Raw genomic sequence first — 22,977 nt, forward strand, 5'->3', positions numbered from 1 at the left:
CCGACGGTCAGGAATCGAGGGCCCTCCTGATGGCCTTCAATACCTCTTTGGCACTGTACGGCTTGCCGATAAACCCTCCAATGCCTGCTTTCGATATTTCCACTTTCAGGTTCGGGTCAAGATACCCGCTTGCAAGTACAATCCTGACCCTTCGATTCAGTTCCCTCATGCGGAGACACGCCTCCCAGCCGTCGAGTTTCGGCAGGCCGAAATCAGAGAGCACCAATTGGATGGAATCCCTTTCCTTCGAATACAGGTTTACCGCTTCTTCGCCATCGCGCGCGACAAGTACATTGTAGCCTTTCTCCTCGAGAACGGTGCACACAAACCCGAGCATCAGCTCTTCGTCCTCGACAACCAGGATGGTCTCCGAACCTCCATTCGGCTCCTCGCTCTCAGCCTCTCCCTCCTCACCCGCTACCACGGAGCCCAGGGGAAGCGGCAGATAGACATGGAATGTCGATCCACGCCCAACTTCGGAATCGACCTCGACGAAGCCCTTGTGCGCCTCGACAACGCCAAACACCACTGAAAGCCCCAGTCCTGTTCCTTTGCCGATTTCTTTGGTCGTAAAAAACGGTTCAAAGATCCTCGACTTCGTGGTTTCATCGATGCCGCTCCCGGTATCCGAGACACTAATCTCAACGTAGTTCTCATCAAGGGCCGAAGGGAAGTGCGCCGAAAGCGATTTTCCATGAACAAGTCTGGTTGCGATGCTGATCGCCCCATGATCGGTCATCGCGTCCCTGGCATTGAGACAGAGGTTCAACAACGCCTGATGAATCTGCGTCCTGTCGACGGACAACGGGGGAAGCGCTTTCTCAAATTGCAGGGACAGTGAGATCGTTTTCGGGAATGTCTCCCCGAGCATCGTGGTGATTTCTCCGATAATCGAGTTCACATCAACCAATTCCAGCTTGAACTCGCTCTTGCGCGCAAACGTGAGGATCTGACGGACCAACCCCGCGCCCCGATCCGCTGCTTTCACGATCGCCTCGAGGTATACCACGGACCTCTCCCTCCCGACGGATTTTTCCCGAAGCATCGTTGCATATCCGAGAATGATCCCGAGGATGTTGTTGAAATCGTGTGCGATCCCGCTCGCCAGTGTGCCCAGGCTCTCCATCTTTCTGGCCTGGAACAGTTGCTGCTCCAACATTTTGCGCTGCGTAATGTCCTCTTTGACAGCCAGGAAGTGCGTGACGACTCCTGACGGATCCTTGACCGGAGAGATGGAAGCCAGCTCCCAGAATTGTTCCCCGTTTTTCTTCTTGTTAAGGAATTCTCCCCGCCATTCTTTTCCGGAGAGGATCGTGTCCCACAGTGCCGCGTACTCCTGGGCGGTGGTATACCCTGACTTGAGGACGCGCGGCGTCTTTCCCTTCACCTCATCGAATGCGTAACCTGTCACCTCCGTGAATTTCGGATTGACGTATTCGATTGTCCCCTGACAATCGGTGATGACAACCGACGTCGGACTCTGTTCGACGGCACGGTGCAGTTTTCGTAGTTCTTCTTCAACGAGACGGCGTTCAGTGACATCTGTGACAATCCCGAGAATCGCCGGCTCCCCCTCGTAGTTCATAAGGCGAGTCGTATGAAGCCCAACGATTCGCTTTCGATCTTTTGTGAGAAGTACATATTCGTACGTCGGTATCTCGGCGCCGGAGGAGTGCTTTGAGAAGTTATCCATGACCACTGATGCATACTCGGGAACTATCAAACTCAAGAAACTGAATTCCGGTGCGTAGAATTCCTCCCTCGTATATCCCATCATATCAACACAGCGTTGATTGACGTAGACCACCTTTCCCTTTTTGTTGATATAGATCATGTTAGGAGATTGTTCCGAAACCGATCTGAATTTCTCCTCGCTCTCGCGGAGTTTCCGTACGGATTCCCGCCGTTCGGTGACGTCGCGAAAGATGCTGAGAAGGAGCGGCGGCTCGCTTGGCATTTCCAGCAGAGAGTTGGACATTTCGACGAGAATTGTCCTGCCTCCCTCGAGAAGGAGATCCACCTCCTGATGTCTTTCGAACGTTCGACTGATAAAGCGATCCCGATATATTTTCATGCTTGACAGGTCCTGTTCGGGCGATATCGATTCGTAGACCACCCTGAATGGTTTACCAACCATCTCGGCCGCCGACTTGCCCATCATGCGGCAAAATGCCTCGTTGACCATCACCACCGAACCATGTTCATCGAGAATGCGCATCCCATCCATTGAACTTTCCCAGACCCGCCGGAACCGGGTCTCCGATCGCCTTACCGCTTCTTCTGCGCGCTTCCGCTTCGTTATATCCTGACCGAGAGCGACGACGACCTGCTGACCAAGATATGTACTACGATTCAAGCGCACCTCTTTCGGAAACACCTCCCCGTTTTTCCTCTTCCCCCACCACTCAAACTGCTGGGGCTCGCCTGCGAACGTCTTTCGGACAGCTTCGAGTGTCTGTTCAAGGTCATTCAAGCCGGGCGCCGAAAGATCGCCCGGAGTCCGACCGATGAAGTACTCGCGGGGATAGCCGTACATCTCAACCGCGCCCTGGTTCACGTCAAGGAATCGGCCCTCGTTGTCCTGAATGTAGATCGCGTCAATGACGCTGTTGAACAACTCTCGGTAGCTCGCCTCGGATTTCTTGAGCGCTTCTTCGACCTTCTTTCGTTCGGTCACATCCCTCTGGATGGCAAGGTATCCAAGGATTGTACCTTTGTCTCCAAGAATGGGACTCGCAGATCCCTCAACGGTAATGATCCGGCCATCTTTTGTTCTGTTCGTCAGTTCCCCCTTGAACACCCGCTTACGCAGGAGTTCACCCCAGAACATCGCGTAGCTTGACGGGTCCAGCGTTCCGCTCTTGAGGATTCTCGGCGTCGCCTTGCCAACAACCTCCTCTGCAGTGAACCCGTATATCTGCGTGAACTCCGGATTGACATAGGTGATCATGCCTTCGGCATTCGTTGTGAAGATGATCTCGCCGGATGACTGAACAGCCTTTCGCAACCTGAGCAATTCCTCCTCAGAGCGTTTCCTGTCTTCGAGGTCACGCGCGACAACGAGCGTGGCCGGTTTGCCGCTGAACATGATTGGAACCGTGGCAACCTCCACATCGACGGGGGAACCATCGAATCGCACAAACTTCTCCTCGACAAAGGGCTGCCTCATGGATTTGCCCTGCTGCGCGAGCGCACGGGCTTTCACCAATTCCTTGTAGTCCGGATGGACGATGTCAAGAATAGGCATCCCAACGAGGTCGCTCATTTCACGTGCCCCGATCAGACGGATACCGGACTCATTGACGAACACGAATCGCCCCCCCACGTGGACAGCGATTGCATCCGGGGAAAGATCGACCAGGCGCTTGTACCGTTCTTCACTTTCCCGCAGCGCATCCTCCTTGTGTCTTCGGTTTTCCTCCACACCGATTGCAGCAGCAATGATATTCATGAGCCGTTCGTCGTCAGGATGTGGCACGAAGTCGTGCTTGAAAACGACGCACAGAGCGCCGACGTTTTCCCGACTGAACTGCACTCCCTTCCCAACGTATGTCTTGAGGCCGTACTTTCTGACATTCGGATCACTCGCGAAATAGCCTGTCGCTGGCAAATCCCGGACTACCATGAGAGACTCATTCCTGCTTCGTATCAGATCATAGCAGAGATGTCCTTCCGCCTTGTCTGTTGCCTCGTATCCTGCGGGAGTGTTCCATTGGCCGATAGAACAGAGTAGTTCCCCCTCAAGCCTGTTGTAGAGGGACGTCGCAGCCCCCAACAATTCACCGCAGAGAGCAACGAGACTATTGATGTTTTGGAAAGGGTCCACCCCGAACCCCAGGAAACAATCGTTGAGTCTTGCCAGCCGGTGTTCTGCCTTCTTCCGTTCTGTGGTATCACGTATGATGGAATGGAAGTATCGCTTACCTGCGACCTCGAGAACCCTGGAACTCGTCTCTACGGGAAAAATCTCTCCCCCTTTTCGGCGATGTTCGGTTTCAAATATCAATCCTCCCTTGCCTTTGATCATTTCAACATGGTGCGCAAGCTCGTGGAGTGCCCTCGGAGAGCGAATCGCACGGATATTCAGCCCCTCCAGTTCAATTCGGTCATAGCCATACGCGGCTGCAGCCCTATCATTCGCCTTCACGATAGTCCCGTCCTCTTCAACGAGCAAGATGATATCGTTCGAACTCCCCGTGAGCGAATCATAGGTGTCCAAAAAAGATTCTGAATTCTGCGCTTTTCCGGCTGCATGGTTTGGGAGCTGCTTGGCGTTTTGTTGCCCGTAACGAACGAGCGCGATGCCGCATACTGCCAGCAGCATCAAGGCCGGAACAATCACCCACCAAACGCTCGAAACCAGCTGTACACACACGACGCTGCCGACAAGCGTTCCTGCCGAGAGAAAGCTGTAGCCGTACATGGGCCATGTGGGGAGTGCAGACCGTCGATCCGTTTCCGTCATGATTTCCTCTCCTTGCGTTCAGACTAAAGACCATTCGGACAATCTCCGTGCCACCCCTTTCGGATGATATACTCCTATTTAGATGGTCAGTGGCGAAATTGAATGAAAATCGATGCGTTTCTCGTCAATTCAAACGAATAGGTCGAACGCCTTCGTCGAACAGCTCCGTTCGCACGAGCGCTCTCATAAATGAGAACGAAGCCGTCCAATGTGGGAAGTGTTCCTCTTGAGACGCCAGCTTGAATTACAAGGGAAGCACTGTTGCGAGACGTGGGGGGCGTATTGCGGATTCTCCTGTCCGGAAAGGAAATTGAGGGACAAAGAGTCGACTGACACTTCACATGGGACTACATCGGTTTTCTTGCCAACACTACAAGGTCTTTCGAGATTTCCGCATTGAATACGTCCATGGACACCCCGCCGAACTTCTTCACATCCACAAAACCTGCCTCCTCCAACTGTTGGGAGAACTCAACATGGAGTATTGGTCTCAGTCTGACCCTCTGCGACTTTTCTTTCACCTCATCCCCGGACTTCGAACGGGTGAGGATGTTGAAAAGAATTCCGCCTTCATCGTACTCGTAGTAACGTACAAAGGTCTTCTCCCCGACTTCTTTCTCGTTCTGTATCCGATCATGACCCGCCAGAATTCTGTCGTAGTTGAGAGTCTGACAGAACAGGACTCCCCCTGCCTGCAGGAGGTCAAAAAAGTTGGCAAGTGCCAACTTCAGATTCTCCACTTTCACAAGATGAGGCAGGGAATTTCCCATGACAAACACCGCATCAAACCGCTTGTTGACGAGACCGCCCAGGCCTTCGAATGTACCCACGAATGTCTCGATTCCTGCTCCGCGCTGTTTTGCATGATTTCTCGTCAGGCGCACCATTTGCTCCGACGCGTCAACAGCGGTCACACGTACTCCAAGCTCAGCGAGAAGCAACGCATGAAATCCTGACCCGCATCCTGCGTCCAGAGCGGCCTTGATCTTGTGACGCTCGACAAGAAGTCTGAAAAAAGGACGTTCCTTGACGAAGCGTTTTTCGAACCCGGTCATAGCATCATAATCGGGAGCAAGGAGGTCATAAAAATCCGCGATACCTTTGGGTTCATCGGTCACGCTATTCTCCATTCGGGACGTCGCTCCCCGAACCGCCGAAAGGATGCGAATACGCGGACGATTCGAGCTGCTGAAACTGCACCCTATACTCTTCCTTCGAGATATTGTTCTGCCATGAGCCTGTCATTATCGCCAGGCCTGTGATCGCTGCGAATACACCTGCCACCAGACCGCCGAAAACCCAGGCAGGAATATCCGTGCTGCTCTTCGGTGTTCGTAAACTCAGTGTATTCTTCACGGGACAAACCTCAACGCATTTCAGGCACGCGGTGCACTCGTCGCTACGGACCCTGCCTGCCAGGTGAACGATGATGTCCGAAGGACACGCCTTCGTACACAATTCACAATCGACACAGGTCGACTTCTGCCGTGTGATCTTGACCGGGCTGAGGAGGCTGAGGAATCCGAGAAAAGCTCCGTAGGGGCAGAGATAACGGCACCAGAAGTTCTTTACGACGACCGACAGCATCATCAAAATGAGAACTGTCCAGAGCGCTGTCGATGTGATGCGAGCGAAGAAGAGATACATTTTCACGTCAGCCATACGGTTGTAGGGGCTCTCGATGAACGCCTTCATGGACGGGACATCCATTCCCCAAATGGCAGCGACAAAGAACAGGAGCAGAAAGTACTTGAGCGAGCGCAAAGGAATGTCGAGCCATTTCGTGATGATGACATTCCGACCAAAAACCTTCTCTCCAAGCATCCAGAGCGATTCACTCAATGTGCCAATAGGACAAAGCCAGCTGCAGAAGGCCTTTTTCAACATGAGACTAATGACCACAATCGCTACGAAAATGTACAGTCCCGAAGGATGAATCTGATTCACGATGCCCGAATCGAACCAGTACTTGAAGCTCATCAGGGCACCAATGGGAAGAAATCCCTCAGCCCCCGGGGGGCGGGCCACGAAGGATGTCGTTCCTCCCGACAGACCCCAGCGCATGAAGAGATGAAACTCGATTCCGATCCAAACGCAGAGCAAAACGAAGGCCAGTTGAACAGTGCTGCGGAGAAACTGCGAATCGTTCTTCATGTTCCAGAGTGTGCGCCGGTACCAGGTCAGACCTGGCGGGGCGACGGGCATGCGTCGCCGAAGTTCGGGGGAAATCTTCCTGATCTTCAGGGCGGGTCGTTGTGGAGCGGTCCCGACAACAATCTGTGTATGTCCAGCAATAAGGTTTTGTGGCATGGCTATGTTCGGATAATACTCGCGAAGTCGTAACTGCTAACGTTTTGCTGCCTCGTACTCAGGCTTCTTCATTCCCGCGCCAACCTCTGAGAGATCCTGGCTCACCAGGAGACGATAGATCGATTCGCGAATGCTTCCCCATTGTTCGTGGACAGCGCACGGGTGTTTTCCGGAGCACTCCGGGAATCCAAGAACGCACTGGTTCGCGAATCCTACGCCGTCCACTGCGTCGACGATGTGAAAAAGCGTGATGCCTTTGGCAGGCAATGCGAGCGCGAATCCACCCTTGGGCCCTTTCGTGGACACAAGCAGCCCTTTTTGTGTGAGCCGCTGCAAAATCTTGGCTAAGAAGTGATGAGGGATCTTGAGAATTCGTGCGAGCTGTCTGATCGAAGTTCTGGACTCTTCGGGACGTCTTGCCAGATACGTCACCGCCTGGATTGCATACTCACATTCTCGGCTGAAGATAAGGCTCATAGGTCAAATCTCGGACTATTTAGTCTTAAATTAAGTCTTCGAAACCCATTTGTCAAGAAGAAAGTGATTCTCACTAGTGACAAGGGACTTCTACAAAGGTAGAAAAACATAAGCCTTTTGATTGGGATTGCCAGGATTGCGAATATCGGCAACATCCCGCCTTGTGAAATCGATGAATCGCAGGAAATCTCTAAGTGATTTCGGCGGGCGCTCAGAGAGATCCTCGAAATATTCTGGCACGAGCGTTGAGAGTTCCTAATGTGATTTGAGTAAATTCGAACCAATTCAGACCCAGCAAATCATCCGGAGTAGATATGGCAAAATTCAAGATTGCGTGGCTTCCTGGAGACGGCATAGGCATAGAGGTTCTGAAGGCGACCAGAATCGTCCTCGACAAGGTCGGACTGGACGCTGAGTATATTCACGGTGACATCGGCTGGGACTTCTGGTGCCAGGAAGGTGATGCCTTCCCCGCACGAACGATTGACCTGCTCAAGAACGTTGATGCAGCACTCTTCGGGGCAATTACCTCCAAACCCGTGAAAGCAGCACAGACCGAGCTCGTACCCGACCTGCAGAGCAAGGGTTTGACATACAGGTCCCCCATCGTCCGGATGCGCCAGCTCTTCGACCTCTACATTTGCCTCCGTCCGTGCAAAGGATATCCAGGGAATCCGTTGAACTTCAAGGAGGGGATCGATCTCGTGGTATTTCGTGAAAACACTGAAGATCTTTATGCCGGTGTTGAATTCTCTCCGGTACCTCCCGAGCTTGCGGAAGCACTGAACAATCTGTCCAAACCGTTTTCAGCGTTCAGCAAACTCCCCCCCGATCAATACGCGATTTCGTGCAAGATCAACACCAAGGCCGGTTCTGAGAGGATCGTGCGGGCAGCATTCGACTTCGCTCGGAAGTTCAAGCGGAAGAAAGTCACCGTAGTCCACAAAGCAAACGTCGTTCGGGCGACGGACGGACTATTCCTCGATGCCGCGAAAGAAGTCGCCAAGCAGTATCCGGAAATACAGATGGATGACGCGAACATTGATGCGATGACGATGTGGCTGCTGAAGAACCCTTTCAACTACGACGTGCTCGTCGCTCCCAATCTCTATGGAGACATCATTTCCGACTTATGCGCTCAGATGGTCGGCGGGCTCGGGTTTGGCTGCTCCGGAAACATCGGCACGAAGCTCGCGGTCTTTGAACCAACGCACGGCTCAGCGCCAAAATATGCCGGCCAGGACAAGGTCAATCCCATCGCGACTATCCTCGCGGCCAAGATGATGCTGGATTGGCTCGGCGAGACAAGCAAAGGGAGCGATATTGAAAACGCCGTCGCTGCAGTCATCAAGGAAGGAAAGGTCCGCACATACGATATGAACGGGCCGAACTCGACCACGCAGATGGCGGAAGCGATCGCTGCGAAGCTTTGACGCGCGGCATCCGTTTGATCGGGCAACGAAAACCCTGAGGAAACGCAATGAAGGAAATCGTCATTCACGAGGTTGGTCTACGCGACGGCTTGCAGATGGAGAAACTGGTGGTCCCACTGGCGCAGAAAATCCGGTGGGCGGAAGCGCTCATAGCGTCCGGCGTCGATGTCATTCAACTCGGATCATTCGTCCATCCGGATAAAGTACCTCAGATGGCTGACACGGACGCATTGTTTGAGTATTTCAAGACTCGGCAACAAAGATCATCGAATGTTGTCCTCTCAGGACTTGTCCTCAATGAAAAGGGGCTCGAGCGCGGGGAACGATGCGGCGTTGACATGTACTGTATGGGAGTGTCGGCAAGCGATACTCATAGCAGGAAAAACACAGGCATGTCGACCGAGGAAGCCACAGGACGCATTATCGCGATGGGGAAACAGGCCCTTCTGCAGCACAAGAAAGTGCAGGTGTCTGTCCAGTCTGCATTCGGTTGCGGCTTCGAGGGAACGATTCCTGCCCGGCGCGTGCTGACAATTGTGCGGAGCTATCTCGAAGCCGGGCTCAAAAACATCAGCCTTGCTGATACAGCCGGACACGGGCAACCGTTCCAGGTTCATGAGCTTTTTGAGCAGGTCCTCGCTCTCGATCCATCCGTCGAATGCAGCTGTCATTTTCACAATACGTATGGCATGGGTATGGCCAACACGTATGCTGCGATGACACTGGGGATCCGATATTTCGAATCCTCTTTCGCTGGACTCGGAGGATGCCCCTTCACAAAGGTCGCAGCAGGCAACGTGTGCACAGAGGATTTTGTCCATTTTCTCCAGCGCGCCGGGATGAGGATGGACGTCAGCATCGACAGTCTTCTTTCACTCTCCAAGGAAGTCGCTGTGTTCTTTGGACGCGAGATGCCGGGCCACGTCTACAAGTCAGGGCCAATCCTGTCCAACATCCGGAGTAATTGAAATCGTAACGACAAAGACAAACCACTGAAGAACATGAAACTGCTTGATGGAATAAGAGTACTCGATCTCACAAATGTCCTTTCAGGTCCATTCGCCACACTTCATTTGTCGCTGGCAGGGGCAGAAGTCATCAAGGTCGAAAACCCGACCGATGGCGACCTGGCGCGGAAGCTCGGATCAGTCCCGAAATTCAATCAAATGCTCATGGGGACGAGTTTCCTGGCTCAAAACGCAAACAAGAAGTCGCTTACGCTGAACCTGAAAGCGCCGGAAGGAAAAGAGATATTCAGGCGGCTCGCCAAGACAGCCGACGTAGTGGTCGAGAATTTCAGACCCGACGTTATGAATCGTCTCGGCCTCTCGTACGAGGCTTTGAGCAAAGATAACCCGCGCCTGGTCTATTGCGCTATTTCGGGCTTCGGTCAGACAGGACCCGACGCTTTGAAACCGGCGTACGACCAGATCATACAAGGCCTTAGCGGTGAGATGGCCATCAACGGTGACGAACGCCTCAATCCACTGCGCGCAGGATTCCCCGTTTGTGATACCGTCGGCGGTTTGAACGCGGCTTTTGCGATCATGGGTGCGCTCTTTTACCGCGAACGGACCGGCGAAGGACAATTCATCGACGTTTCTCTGCTGGATTCCATCATGCCCCTGATGGGGTGGGTCGCCGCCAACCTCATGATCGGCGGCCAGCAGCCCGTGATGATGGGAAACGACAACTTCACAGCCGCGCCTTCCGGCACGTTCAGAACCAGAGACGGTTACGTGAACATCGCCGCCAACAAGCAGGAGCAGTGGGAATCGGTTGCCGACGTCCTAGGTCTCCCCGAGCTCAAGACCGACCCACGATTTCAGGAACGCGACACACGGAAGAAGAACCGGAAGCAGCTCACGCCGTTGTTGGAGGCCAAACTGATTGAGCAGGATACGGACTACTGGGTGGTAGCATTGAACAAAAACGATGTTCCCTCCGGCACTATCCTAAGCCTTCAGGCAGCACTTTCACAGCCGCAGGTGGAACACCGCAATACGTTTGGATCGGTTCACGTCGAGAATATAGGAGATTTGAAGCTCTTCAACCTGACCGCCAAGTTCTCGAAGACCCCCGGACAAGTCGAAGCACCTCCACCGACACTGGGTCAGCACACCGGCGACGTTCTGAAAGCAATCGGATACTCCGACGAAGAGATTGCAGCGTTCAAAGCTGCAAAGATCATCTAACAAAGGAGAAGCTTCTATGGGAATGACAGTTGCCGAAAAGATTCTGGCCCGCGCATCAGGGCTGGCATCGGTAAAGGCAGGAGATGTCGTGGAACCAAAGGTTGACCTCGCGATGTCGCACGAGAATGCGGCCCTCGTCCTCAACCAATTTCTTGAAGTGTACCAAGGGACGAAACTCCAACCGAAGATCTGGGATCCTTCCAGGGTTTCAGTCATTTTCGATCATCGCGTCCCTGCCGAATCGTCAAAGACAGCTTCAAATCAGAAGAAGGTTCGCGAGTTCGTCGCAGCACAGGGAATAGGTAAGTTTCATGATATCCGCGGAGATGTTGGAGGTATCTGTCACCAGATCCTTCCTGAAAACGGATATGTGAGGCCCGGGACCATTGTGGTAGGCACCGATTCGCATACTACCAGCCATGGAGCCCTCGGTGCCTTCGCATTCGGCATCGGAGCAACCGAAATGGCAAGTGTGTGGGCGCTCGGCATCGCTCTCAACGTTGAAGTACCCGCCACCGTGAAGGTAAACGTCCGCGGGAAGTTTAAGAAGTTTGTCGGACCGAAGGATCTCATCCTCCACCTCATCGGGACGATGAGTGCTCAGGGGGCCAATTTCAAAGCAATCGAGTTTCACGGACCGACCATTCGCTCGATGAGCACCTCGGGCCGATTAGTAATCTGCAATATGTCCGTCGAGGCAGGAGCGACAGCGGGAATCGTCCCTCCAGACAAGGAAACGGTTCGCTATCTCAGGGAAGAGGCGGGGGTGAAAGGAAAGATCGAACTTGTCCTGCCTGACCGTGATGCAGTGTACGAGCATAGTATCGACATCGATGTCTCGAAGCTCGAATCACAGATAGCGTGTCCGCACACTGTAGACAACGTGAAACCGATTGCGGCGGTGAAGGGGACGAAGGTCAATCAGGTCGTGATCGGATCATGCACGAACGGACGGCTGGACGACCTGGCGATCGCTGCGTCCATCATGAAAGGAAAGAAAGTGGCGGAGAACACGAGGATGCTTGTCTTCCCTGCCTCCGGACGCATCTACACGCAAGCACTTGCCAAAGGATATATCGGGATATTCATGAAAGCGGGCGCCGTCGTCATGAACCCGGGCTGCGGTCCGTGTCTCGGAATTCACGAGGGAGCGCTCGGAGACGGCGAAACAGCGCTGTCGACAACAAATCGAAACTTCAAAGGAAGGATGGGAAATCCCAATTCCCAGGTCTTTCTGTGTTCGCCTGCCGTCGCGGCAGCATCTGCACTGAAAGGGTTCATCACCAGCCCCCGGAAAGGAGCGAACTGAAATGGCCACCGTCGTCATTAAACTTGAGGATGATATCTCGACCGATGTTATCTATCCGGGACGCTTCATGGCAACCGTCCTTCCAACCGAAACTCCCCAGTTTGCATTCGCCGACCTGACGGAGTTCAATGCCAAGCTGAAATCGAAGCAGATCCCTCCGGGGAGCGTCATCATCGGCGGCAACAATTTCGGATGCGGTTCTTCGCGTGAGCAAGCCGTCTCGACTTTGAAAGGTCACGACCTCGTCATCATCGCTCCGGGGTTTGCCAGGATCTTCCTCCAGAACGGAATCAATCTGGGATTGCGGACAATCGTCTGCCCGGGCATTCAAGCCTCTGAAGGAGACGAAATACAAATAACTGACTCAGAAGTGGTGAATGCGACAACGGGGAAACGATACCCGACAGTGCCTCTTCCGAAAGCGCGTCAAGCCATCATCGACGCAGGCGGATTGATTGCGTATACGCGCAAGCGCCTGATGGAAGGAAAGGCGTCCTGATTCACACATACCTATCGGTTTAAAACACAAAACCCCTGCTGGATGTCAGCGGGGGTTTTGCGTTACAGCCTCCCTCTTGCCTTTCCCGGAGGTCATCAGCGCACGGATCTGTACTCCGGTTTCTTCATGTCTTTCGCCATTTGAGCGATAGTCTTGTCTCCCAGTGTCGTGCGAAGGTTTTCCCGAAGCTCTCCCCAGACAACATGAACGGCACATGGGTTTTTGCCGGAACACTCAGGGAAGCCCATGACACAATTCGTTGTGAAACTCACACCGTCGATGGCCTCTACAATGTCAAAGAGTGAGATGTCGTTTGCCGATTTAGCCAGCGCAAAGCCCCCCGTGGGACCCTTTTGTGACACGAGCAATCTTTTGTAGGTCAGATTCTGGAGGATCTTGGCGAGAAAGTGATATGGCGTTCCGATGTTCCTGGTCAGTTCCCTGATCGACGTTTTCTCGCCGTCGGGCTTCAACGCAAGATATGTGACAGCCTGAAGCGCGTACTCACATTGCCGGCTGAACAATACACTCATTGCAGGGTGTGATTTTCTGGGAAGTGATGCCGTGAGATGCCGCAAGTGGAGGAGTCGATGGCCAGTTTGTCGTCCCTGTCGACACACCCAATCCTTCTGCGTGTGAAGAACCTGCGTTGAGGAAGAATTACCCCCCTGTGGAATCGAAGCTCGAAATAACCCCGTCGATGACCTCGGAACGGGCGCGAAGTTCGTTCAGTTTCTGATTGATCATCAGAACGGACTTGCTGCGCGATTCGATCAGCTCCTGGAGCATGGCGTGGACGTCAGGATAGTTGCACTCCGCACCAAGCCTCTCGTAGAAGCGGGCCATTGCGCTTTCTTCCCGGAGAGCTTCGGTCAGCATCGCGCACGTGCCGCGGCACGCGTGTGCACATGTGACATTCAGTTCGTTCATGTCGTCCCTTCCTTCTCCAACAATGTACTCCGTTACCGCACAACAGGTTCGGCAAGCGCTTCGATGGCGAGTTCTTTGCCCCTTGCCAGGGCTTGTTCGTTGACCGGAAGCAGGTGCTGTCGATGCTTCGGCAGGACCTTCCGGAGAGCGAGGATCACATTCTCCGGTTTCACGATTGGCCGGCGTTCTAGGTATGCCCCAAGCAGGACGACATTGGCGACCTGCTTACTCGTCAATCTGTGCGCTTCATCAATAGCGGGGATGTTGAGCACTTCGATATCAGTTCTCGTCGGCGGGCTGATAATCGTCGATCGCTCGTAGATCAGAAGTCCACCTGGCTGAACCTTATGTTCAAATTTATCAAGCGATGGTTGATTGAGGACAATCGCCGAGTCAAATCTTGACACGATCGGGGAACTGATACGTTCTTCTGAAACGATGACGATGCAGTTGGCTGTGCCGCCCCGCATTTCGGGCCCGTACGAGGGCATCCAACTGACTTCCTTCCCCTCCAACATTGCCGCGTACACAAGCAGCTGGCCCATCGAAAGAACACCCTGGCCGCCAAATCCAGCGAAAATGACTTCCTGATTCTTCACCATAGGAGTATGCCTGCCTAGTTCATATTTTGTGAGGGCGTCTTCAGGTCGCCCAGCGGATAAACCGGGAACATGTTTTCTTCGAGCCATTTATTCGACTCTGCCGGAGTCATTTTCCACCCAGAGGGGCAGTTCGAAAGAACCTCGATAAAGCAAGTCCCTTTGTTCAGCTTCTGATAGTCGAATGATGACTGCACCGCCTTCTTCAGCTTGCGGACAGCCGCCGGGGAATGGACTGAATGCCGCGTCACGTAGAATGCTCCTGGAAGCTGAGATATCATGTTGGTGATTTTCAAGGGGTGCCCTGCAAACCTGGAGTCCCGTCCAAGTGGAGACGTCGTAGTTTTCATCCCCAGCAGCGAGGTCGGCGCCATCTGGCCGCCGGTCATCCCATAGATGGCATTGTTGATAAAGACCATCAGAATATTCTCACCGCGGTTGATCGTGTGAATCGTTTCCGCTGTTCCGATTGCGGCCAGATCACCATCCCCCTGATATGAAAACACAAAATGGTCTGGAAGCACGCGCTTAACACCGGTCGCCACGGCGGAAGCTCTACCGTGTGCCGCTTCCTGCACATCGATATTCATGTACTCATAGGCCAGCACCGAACAGCCAACCGGCACAACACCAATTGTCTTATCCTGAATGCCCATCTCCTCGATGACTTCCATGAGCACCCTGTGGACCACCCCGTGCCCGCATCCCGGGCAGTAGTGCATCGGCGTTTCGGTCAGTGTCTGAGGCTTCCTGTACACAAGCTCAAATCCATTTGTAATTGGAGGTAGATCCATTGGAATCACCTTTGCAGTTCGACGTCGTGTTTCTCAGTAATCGTTTCGATGGCCTCGAGCACTTCTTCCGGAGACGGGATCATGCCGCCCATCCGCCCCTTGAAGTGTACGGGACAGCGTCCTTCGACCGCCAGGCGAACATCCTCCAGCATCTGGCCAGCGTTCATCTCGACAGTCAACACCGCCCCGATTTTTGAAGAGAGTTCGGCCAGCCTCTTCGAGGGATAAGGAAAGAGCGTGATGGGACGAAGAAGACCGACCTTCAGGCCCTTCGCACGCGCCAGTTGCATCGCCTTCTGACAGATCCGTGCAACAAGTCCAAATGCCACCAGCAGGACGTCGGCGTCGTCAACCCCGAACTCCTCGTATCGGACCTCGTTCTCCTCTATCAGGCGGTATTTTTCCTGGAGATGGAGATTCACCTGCTCCATCTGCTCGGGCTGCATGTGGAGAGACGTGATGATATTTCGCTCTTTGTCCTTTTGCTTCCCTTTCGTCGCCCACGTTGCGGCGGGATACGGCAAGGAGCCTTTCACCGGCATCTCGAGCTTCTCCATCATTTGACCAAGTGCACCGTCCGTAAGGATCATCGCCGGATTTCTGTACTTCTCCGCGAGCCGAAAACCTTCGAACACAAAATTTGCCATTTCCTGGACTGACGCAGGAGCAAGAACGATCAAACGATAGTCACCATGACCGCCCCCCTTCACTGCCTGGAAATAATCTCCCTGTGAAGGTTGAATAGTTCCAAGACCCGGTCCGCCCCGCTGTACATTCACAAGCAAGCAAGGCAGTTGCGCAGACGCCATATACGAAATACCTTCCTGCATCAGGCTGATCCCGGGCCCCGACGACGAGGTCATCACCCTGGCTCCTGCACCAGACGCACCGAACACCATGTTGATCGCAGCGACTTCGCTCTCAGCTTGCAGGACCACACAATCATGTTTTGGCTGTTCTGCCATCAGGTACTCGATCACTTCCGACTGCGGTGTTATGGGATATCCGAAATACGCCTGCATTCCAGCCCGGAAAGCAGCTTCGGCAAGCGCCTCGTTTCCTTTCATCAGTCGAATTTCAGTTTTCTCTTCGAGCGTAGGCATAGCACTTTTTTTGGCTTGGTGTGGGATTGAATTGCGTCGGGGGTCAGACTGCAACCCGAACTTCTGAGCTGACGCCTTTGGCTGGTTTCTTCTGACGATAGACGGTAATAGCTGCATCCGGACAGACGAGTGCGCAATTGACGCAACCCGTGCAGTTGTCCTGCACCAGGACTGCGAATCGATATCCTTTCAGATTGAGCTTGTCTGAAAGAGCGAGACTATCCTGGGGACAGGCTGCAACACACAACTCGCAGCCTTTACAGATCTCTTCGGCTACTGTAATCTTACCTCGGATCATAGGGACTTGCCCCTTTCATGCTCTGCGTTCGGGAACCTGTGAATACGGGCAATTAAGCCACTGACTTTGTGCAATACTTGACAAGATATGTGCCAATTTATTGGTGGTTTGTAACTCACTGCCAGATATGAATCTCCTAATCCCCAACAGCTACGGTTATCAGGAATGAGAACGGCGCAAGGACCCTTTCCCGATTCCGCTAAGATCTGCTGAGGATTTCAACGCCCCGGGCACATCTTCAGTCATCGCCGACACTCTGCGTCCTTTGGTTCAAATGCAGCCAAAGAGGCCGCTCGATACAAGCCAAGTAAGGACCAAGCAACTGCCTTGACAAATGGGATGAGTGAATCGCCGCTTGCTTGTAGGCCTCAGTTCGCGCTGGGTCTTTTGAGCCCGTATTTCTCGATCTTGTTGTAGAGTGTGACCCTGTCGATTTGCAGGATTTCGGCTGAGCGAGATATGTTCCAGCGGTTCTGATCCAGAACGGAAGCGATGTGCGCCTTTTCAACCGCTGCGATCGATCCTGCGGGAAGGACATGATTACGCTCTGTTAACTGATACGGCAGGTCTTCAGCGCGAATTGCAGGCGGCTTGCCAACGACCATGGCCCGCTCAATTGCATTTTCCAGCTCCCGTACGTTGCCCGGCCAATTGTAGCGCACGATGGTGTCCATCGCTTCGGGTGATATTGAGGCAATCGGCTTGCCCATGGCCCTGGCGTACTTCTGCACAAAATAGTTCACGAGCGTGGGGATGTCTCCTTTTCGCTCACGCAGCGGCGGGATAAAGACGGCGAAGACATTCAGCCGATAGTACAGATCTTCACGAAAGGACCCGTCTGCGACAGCCTTCTCGAGATCCTTGTTCGTCGCACTGATCACCCGGAAATCCACCTTGATGAGCTCATTTCCACCGACCCGAGTGAACTGCTTCGTCTCGATTACTCTCAACAGATCCATCTGGGTCTTCATGTCGATATTGCCCACTTCATCCAGGAACAGCGTTCCGCCGTCTGCGAGCTCGAGTTTTCCTTTTCTCCGGTATTGCGCGCCCGTGAATGCGCCACGTTCGTGGCCAAACAGTTCGCTTTCGAGGACTCCTTCCGCCATGGCACCGCAGTTGACGGCGACAATCGGGAAATACCGTCGCGAGCTGTTGCTGTGGATCGCCCTTGCGATCAACTCTTTTCCGGTGCCGCTCTCACCTCGAACCATGACTGTCGTGTCAGTCTTCGCGACAGTTTGGATGAGGTCATACACTTTCTGAATCTGTGCAGAATCACCAACGATGTCATCGGCACGGCTGAACTCGGAGATTTGTTCTTTGAGCTTGAGGTTTTCTTTTGCAAGGCTGCGCGCCTTCAGAGCATTCGCCACGAGGTGCGAGAGGTAGTCCGGGTCAACCGGCTTCGTCACATAGTCGAAGGCCCCTTCTTTGAGCGCTTTGACGGCAGTCTCCACTGAGCCGTGCGCGGTGATGAAGATGATGGTAGCACCTGAGTCGATCTCCTTGATCCGTTGCTGCAGTTCTATGCCATCCATTCCCGGCATCTTGATGTCGACAAGCAGAACATCCCATTTTTGTACCTGCAGTTGATTCAGGGCTTCCGGCGCCCCTCCGGCAGTTCCCACGGTGAATCCGTCTTCTCTGAACCATTTCGATAACGAGTCTCGGACGGCTTGCTCATCATCAATAATAAGTATCGATGGATTTGCGTTCATTCTATTCCTCATTCCGTCTTGTTCAAATTTCTGATGATTGCCCTGCCTTACTTGGTCCCGCAGAGAAATTACTTCGCTCCCCTCCGGTTCCGGTCTTGGGAAACTTCATGCGGAACGTTGTCCCGTTGCCGACAACGGACTCGACGGCGATGGTTCCGCCATGCCGCTCCACAATTCCGTAGACTACCGACAAACCAAGTCCCACTCCCTGACCATTTTTCTTCGTCGTGAAAAAAGGCTCAAAAAGGCGCGGAAGGTCCTCCGGAGAAATCCCCACACCCGAGTCCTTCACGAGAATATTGAGCTCACCGCTGCGTGGATCCTGGACGACCTGCACTGTGAGTGTGCCGCCCCCCGGCATTGCCTCGACTGCATTGACAAAGAGGGCGACAAGAGCTTGTTGGATCTGGTTCTCGTTACAGAATAGCGACGGCTGGGCGGGCGGCACGCTCGCCACGAATCGGACCTTCGATATCTCGAAATGATGACGCAGAATTTGTTCAGCCTTTTCAACAATTTGCCCGACCGGTATCAGGGCATACTCCGTCACCTGTTTTTTCGAAAAGACAAGCAGGTTCTTCACGATGTTGCCGCAACGCTCTGTCTCGCGCTGGATCAGGTCGATGTCCTCAATTGTCTGCTCAACCTCGGGAGACTGATTCCCGGCCTTCTTCAGGCGGCGTCCGATCAATTTGGAATACGTGAGTATGCCTTCCAGAGGATTGTTCAACTCGTGAGCGACGGTTGCCGCGAGCTTACCGAGGGAAGTCATCTTTTCGATCTGCAGGATCTGCTGATGCACCTTTTGCAACTCCGCGGTCTTTTCGCGGACGCGCTGTTCGAGTGTCGCGGACCACTCGTGGTTTTCATGTTCAGACCGTTGAAGCGATCGTGTCATCGAATTGAACGACCGCGCAAGTTCCGCAATCTCATCGTTTCTGCGTATCGCAATTTCATAGTTGAGGTTACCTGATGATACTTCCTTCGTCGCAGCCACCAGATTCGCGACCGGACTGAGAATCGTCGTTGATACAACATACACAGACGCGCTCCCCACCACGAGAAGAAGGAACACTGCCACAATGATGATTTGAAGCTGTGAGCTGGCGATAGCTTCGTCCACCGATCCTAACGACATTCTGACATCAAGTACTCCAAGGATGGTCTGCTCAGTTGGGTGGGAGTGACAGCCGGCGTTCGAGCATTGTTCCTCATTGTGTATCGGATTAATGAGGCCCAGCACTCTTTTTCCGTCCTGACCGACATAGATTCTTGTTCGGCTCCTGGCCGGGACGGCCTCGAGGGGCCGTTTGGCATCGTGACAACCGTAACAAGCCTCCGCTTTGAGATCGACGACCTCTCCCTGTTCCGCTTTTTGAGTTGAGAAAGTAATGGCTCCACGTTTGTTGTATATCCTGATCCCGTTGATACCGGGTTGCTTCCCCAAAGCGTTGATGATCTCGTACACGTCCCCCTTGCGGTTCAGAAGCATGCTGAAGTGCGTGGAGCTTTTGATCGCATCGCTGATGCGGTTTGCGCTCGTGAGCACCTGGGACATCATTTGATCGGTGTAGAAACGAACAGAGAAATAGGAGTAGATCCCAAAAAGAATCAGGAGGAGGAAGGATCCTAGCAGTAGGCGGCCTTTGAGTGTGTCAAACCAGCGCATAGCTTCATTTCACCACTGTAAAGACGGCAGAAACTATGCCAAAGAAGAGTGCTTAAAAACACAACAATTACCCAAATGCCAATTTCAGGAATGCAAACTTGGGAAGCAGAGGAGAGTTACCTTGCCACGCATAAGAAATGACTCCAAGGCCATTGTGCCCCCGCAGCGCTGGCATCGGGGGATGTTACGTGTAAATATCTCGGAGGAGCTTGAGATACTCAGTCGGTCCAAGCTTTTCTGAAAGGCGCTCGATCGCCCGACCATGCTCTGTCTGACTCTGATAGTTCCCCGACTCCGCCTTCCCGGGGTCGGTCGAGAGATAGTGTTTGAGAGGTCGTTCATCCTCAGAGTAGATGCGTGCCACGTCGGCCGTGGCAAGCACATCAGCATCATCGACATCAGCCGCATTTACGGAGAGTTCAAACAACCAGCCTTCGTCAAGCGGTGACGCACATACAGCGTGAGGGTGTTCTGCGAGCATGCTGTTTGTCGCGGTTACGTGTCCGGTAATCGGTGACATCATCGGCAGCGTGCCACCTCCGAGCACAATCCACGAGCAGGCCTTGTTGCGCGCAATCTGTGCACCGAGGGCAGGGAGCACGATTGCCATCGGAGAAACCAGCACTGAAGCCATTCCTGGCTCTATCCCCAAGCGCATGCTGTTGTCCCCTTTTCGCTTCATCCACAGATGCTTCCGACCGAAGAGCACGCCTACGCGCGACTCATCAGCCGTTCGCGCAGGTGTCGCCGGCCTTTCCCGTTTGACCGCAGGCTGGTGCTGTGTGAACCGCTGGCGAAGAGCGATATCGAGCGGGCATTCTTCGCACTCAAACTTCCTGTCGCAGAGTTGATACGAGAGAATCCCTGCAGTCATCCACACGCACTTTGATTCCTCTGGAGGAATTACATGAAACAATTTCTGTTCTTCTGATTCCATCTTGAATCCTCCTACTGACGCTCATTGGAGAACAAAATTGTTCGCGCCTGTTTGGCAGCCCTCGATGCCGGATGAACACCAGCGGCACAGAGCATCCCGGTGATGCCCCCGGTCCTAGGGTCGCACGCTACGCGATTGGGCCACAGCCGCAATCACGCGGACATCTGGCGTCTGAAAAACTTCTTCGCTACCTGGTTCCATTCACCGTCTCCGAGAGTCTCCATTTGTCCCACGTGCAGCGATTCGCGAGCCGGTTCTTCCGCATTCGCGCCTGCAGGCTGAAATTCCTTGACGGACACCAGGAAACGATCGATCTCCGTTTGGTAGAAGCTCACTGCGGACTTGCCGATCTTGAGATTCTTGAGCTCACCGTCGAAGTCATCTGCATCAATGGTGCAGATCCAATTCTGGCCGTATGGTGTGGCGTCCAGAGATCCCAGATTCTCCACCAGGTACTTGTTGATCTTCGTGACCTGCCCGCTGACGGGCGATTCAAATGCCGTGGTCCTTTTCCCAAGCCGTATGGAGAACAGGGATTGGCCTGCTTTCACCTTCATGCCAAGATTCGGATATTCGATGTCGTCGATCTTGCCGAGTAATTTCTTCGCAAAATCGTCCATGCCAACCTTCACAGTCCCTTCAGCTTCCAACGTCACCCAGCAGTGACCCTCGGAAATGAACGCCCCGCCAGGGATCACGAACTCGGCAGCCGGGAAATGGCTGAGTTCCGAGAAGTGACTGATGTGCACCCTGGGCTTGAGCTCCTTCTCAATCCTCTCCTGACGCCGATACAGGAATTTCCTGACCATCTCGGTTAGTTCAGTGTCTGTGAACGGCTTCTGGATGTAATCCATGACCCCGTGTTTCATGCACTCCACGGCAGATTCGACCGTTGCATACCCGGTGATGACGATGACGTCAATGTCCGGCCGGTAGTGCTTGGCCGACTTCGCAACGTCTTCGCCGCTCATCGATGGCATTTTCAGGTCCGTGAACAGGAAGTCGTAGTGATGCTGCTGAATGAGACCGAGAGCTTCCACGCCCTCTTCGACGGTGTCCACCGAATAACCGTCCAGAACAAGGATCTTTCGAAAACTGTCGAGAATGACCTGCTCGTCGTCCACACAGAGAATCCGGGCTTTCGGATTTTGGACTTCAGCGCGCTTCAGCGTTTTTGCTTCACGGCTGAAATCGAGCCTCAGACTCTCAGCGAGGGCCACCTCCCTGTCTTCCCTGAGCTTCGTCTCGTTTCGCTTCTTGACTATTGCACGGATGGCAAGATCTGCCAGCACAAAAACGATAACAGCCACAATGAACAGTGCCATGAACGTCCTCCTTCTATCACTGCGATCGGGCTAGGATTGCCCGGCCGGGAAATTATTCCTACGGTTGATTTCAGATTACATAGTCTTGACTACACGGTATCAGATGATTCAATTCGAATGCGAGATTTGATGGGACAATTTGATATAGCCACCCGGACACATATGGATCCTGCTCAAGCAATTCGGGATGAGAGAGAAGCTGCTCGTTTCGCCTGACGATTCCTCCGCTCAACGGACATAGAACGTCGTGCAATAGACCATCCGTGGATGTGAGAGTCGCGCACGGCGCGGCCTGAGCCAACTCGTGATTCATCTCAAAAAGAGCCAGCGCCTTCACCGTTGAGACGGTCTTCAGGAACATATCGGTTACACCCATTCGCCCGGTTCCGTCCTTTTCGATATACACCCAACTCAGATTGCCCAGGCGATGGAACTCGGCGGGACATGGACGGCTAAGAGCAAACCCTCTCTTTTCATAGGAGACCGAGGGCGATGTTGCGGAGAGCAATTTCTGAAACCGCAAACCGCGCTGAATTCCGCTTTCCAATTCATCCACAGTAAAGGGCTTTGATATGAAGTCGACGGCCCCTTCTTTGAGTGCAGTGACAGCGTTCTGAAGCGTTGAGCATCCGGTTATCATGATCAGCGGAGTCTGGATACCGGCCTTTTTCATCGCGCGCATGATATGAAAGCCGTCGAGTTCGGGCAGCATGATATCACACAAGACCAGGCGAAACAAACTCTTTTGCAGTCGTTCCAACCCCGAGGCGGCATCGCCCGCTGAATCAACGCTCAGTCCCGAAGCCTCGCACACGCGACACACTCCCTCCCTCACCACCTGTTCATCATCGATAACCAGGATGTCAACTGCTTTGCTCACGGTATCAATCCTTTGTTTTGACAATTCATGATC

At 53.5% G+C, this 22,977-nt stretch carries 20 protein-coding genes; 5 read left to right on the top strand and 15 right to left on the bottom strand.

The window, feature by feature from the left end:
• Nucleotides 1–7: 7 nt before the first annotated feature.
• The 4 genes from NTU47_08435 to NTU47_08450 all read right to left on the bottom strand — a co-directional run bounded on the left by NTU47_08435 (nucleotide 8) and on the right by NTU47_08450 (nucleotide 7,252).
• Nucleotides 8–4,465, bottom strand: coding sequence for a PAS domain S-box protein (locus NTU47_08435; GenBank protein ID MCX6133825.1), 4,458 nt, complete (start codon nucleotides 4,463–4,465; stop codon nucleotides 8–10).
• A gap of 347 nt (nucleotides 4,466–4,812) precedes the next feature.
• Nucleotides 4,813–5,583: a class I SAM-dependent methyltransferase gene (locus tag NTU47_08440; protein ID MCX6133826.1), complete on the bottom strand. Its 771-nt coding sequence runs from the start codon at nucleotides 5,581–5,583 to the stop codon at nucleotides 4,813–4,815.
• A gap of 1 nt (nucleotide 5,584) precedes the next feature.
• Nucleotides 5,585–6,775, bottom strand: coding sequence for a 4Fe-4S binding protein (locus tag NTU47_08445; protein MCX6133827.1), 1,191 nt, complete (start codon nucleotides 6,773–6,775; stop codon nucleotides 5,585–5,587).
• Between the two features lie 36 nt (nucleotides 6,776–6,811).
• The gene (locus tag NTU47_08450; protein MCX6133828.1) at nucleotides 6,812–7,252 is read right to left on the bottom strand and encodes an Rrf2 family transcriptional regulator; all 441 of its coding nucleotides are present in this window, start codon (nucleotides 7,250–7,252) and stop codon (nucleotides 6,812–6,814) included.
• Between the two features lie 314 nt (nucleotides 7,253–7,566).
• On the opposite strand from NTU47_08450, the gene NTU47_08455 reads away from it, so the two are divergent.
• The 5 genes from NTU47_08455 to NTU47_08475 are packed head-to-tail and all read left to right on the top strand — an operon-like array spanning nucleotide 7,567 to nucleotide 12,688.
• Entirely contained in the window at nucleotides 7,567–8,685 is a 1,119-nt protein-coding gene (locus NTU47_08455) for an isocitrate/isopropylmalate dehydrogenase family protein (protein MCX6133829.1), read from the top strand.
• Nucleotides 8,686–8,732: 47 nt separating this feature from the next.
• Nucleotides 8,733–9,653 (top strand): hydroxymethylglutaryl-CoA lyase, encoded by a 921-nt coding sequence (locus NTU47_08460; GenBank protein MCX6133830.1) that lies wholly within the window; start codon nucleotides 8,733–8,735, stop codon nucleotides 9,651–9,653.
• Between the two features lie 33 nt (nucleotides 9,654–9,686).
• Entirely contained in the window at nucleotides 9,687–10,880 is a 1,194-nt protein-coding gene (locus NTU47_08465; GenBank protein MCX6133831.1) for a CaiB/BaiF CoA-transferase family protein, read from the top strand.
• Nucleotides 10,881–10,896: 16 nt separating this feature from the next.
• Nucleotides 10,897–12,189: a 3-isopropylmalate dehydratase large subunit gene (locus NTU47_08470; GenBank protein MCX6133832.1), complete on the top strand. Its 1,293-nt coding sequence runs from the start codon at nucleotides 10,897–10,899 to the stop codon at nucleotides 12,187–12,189.
• A gap of 1 nt (nucleotide 12,190) precedes the next feature.
• Complete coding sequence (locus NTU47_08475) at nucleotides 12,191–12,688, top strand: 3-isopropylmalate dehydratase (GenBank protein MCX6133833.1); 498 nt, start codon at nucleotides 12,191–12,193, stop codon at nucleotides 12,686–12,688.
• 95 nt (nucleotides 12,689–12,783) lie between these two features.
• Here the strand turns inward: NTU47_08475 and NTU47_08480 are convergent, their stop codons facing one another.
• The 11 genes from NTU47_08480 to NTU47_08530 all read right to left on the bottom strand — a co-directional run bounded on the left by NTU47_08480 (nucleotide 12,784) and on the right by NTU47_08530 (nucleotide 22,944).
• Nucleotides 12,784–13,221 carry an Rrf2 family transcriptional regulator gene (locus NTU47_08480; GenBank protein MCX6133834.1) on the bottom strand — a complete coding sequence of 146 codons (438 nt, stop codon included), beginning with the start codon at nucleotides 13,219–13,221 and terminating at the stop codon, nucleotides 12,784–12,786.
• A 127-nt stretch (nucleotides 13,222–13,348) separates the two neighbouring features.
• The gene (locus tag NTU47_08485) at nucleotides 13,349–13,618 is read right to left on the bottom strand and encodes a hypothetical protein (GenBank protein ID MCX6133835.1); all 270 of its coding nucleotides are present in this window, start codon (nucleotides 13,616–13,618) and stop codon (nucleotides 13,349–13,351) included.
• Between the two features lie 32 nt (nucleotides 13,619–13,650).
• Entirely contained in the window at nucleotides 13,651–14,220 is a 570-nt protein-coding gene (locus NTU47_08490) for a 2-oxoacid:acceptor oxidoreductase family protein (GenBank protein MCX6133836.1), read from the bottom strand.
• Between the two features lie 14 nt (nucleotides 14,221–14,234).
• Nucleotides 14,235–15,011, bottom strand: a complete 777-nt coding sequence (locus NTU47_08495; protein ID MCX6133837.1) for a thiamine pyrophosphate-dependent enzyme — start codon at nucleotides 15,009–15,011, stop codon at nucleotides 14,235–14,237.
• Between the two features lie 5 nt (nucleotides 15,012–15,016).
• On the bottom strand, nucleotides 15,017–16,114 hold the full coding sequence (locus NTU47_08500) for a 3-methyl-2-oxobutanoate dehydrogenase subunit VorB (GenBank protein MCX6133838.1): 1,098 nt from the start codon (nucleotides 16,112–16,114) through the stop codon (nucleotides 15,017–15,019).
• Between the two features lie 43 nt (nucleotides 16,115–16,157).
• Complete coding sequence (locus NTU47_08505; protein ID MCX6133839.1) at nucleotides 16,158–16,412, bottom strand: 4Fe-4S dicluster domain-containing protein; 255 nt, start codon at nucleotides 16,410–16,412, stop codon at nucleotides 16,158–16,160.
• Between the two features lie 368 nt (nucleotides 16,413–16,780).
• Complete coding sequence (locus NTU47_08510) at nucleotides 16,781–18,133, bottom strand: sigma-54 dependent transcriptional regulator (protein MCX6133840.1); 1,353 nt, start codon at nucleotides 18,131–18,133, stop codon at nucleotides 16,781–16,783.
• A gap of 22 nt (nucleotides 18,134–18,155) precedes the next feature.
• Complete coding sequence (locus tag NTU47_08515) at nucleotides 18,156–19,802, bottom strand: HAMP domain-containing sensor histidine kinase (GenBank protein ID MCX6133841.1); 1,647 nt, start codon at nucleotides 19,800–19,802, stop codon at nucleotides 18,156–18,158.
• Nucleotides 19,803–19,986: 184 nt separating this feature from the next.
• Entirely contained in the window at nucleotides 19,987–20,739 is a 753-nt protein-coding gene (locus NTU47_08520) for a hypothetical protein (protein MCX6133842.1), read from the bottom strand.
• A 152-nt stretch (nucleotides 20,740–20,891) separates the two neighbouring features.
• Complete coding sequence (locus NTU47_08525) at nucleotides 20,892–22,064, bottom strand: response regulator (GenBank protein ID MCX6133843.1); 1,173 nt, start codon at nucleotides 22,062–22,064, stop codon at nucleotides 20,892–20,894.
• Between the two features lie 70 nt (nucleotides 22,065–22,134).
• A complete protein-coding gene (locus NTU47_08530) occupies nucleotides 22,135–22,944 on the bottom strand; it encodes a response regulator (protein ID MCX6133844.1) in 810 nt (269 codons plus the stop codon).
• Between the last annotated feature and the right edge of the window lie 33 nt (nucleotides 22,945–22,977).

The organism is Ignavibacteriales bacterium (assembly GCA_026390595.1).
Classification (GTDB): Bacteria; Bacteroidota; Ignavibacteria; order UBA10030; family UBA10030; genus UBA9647.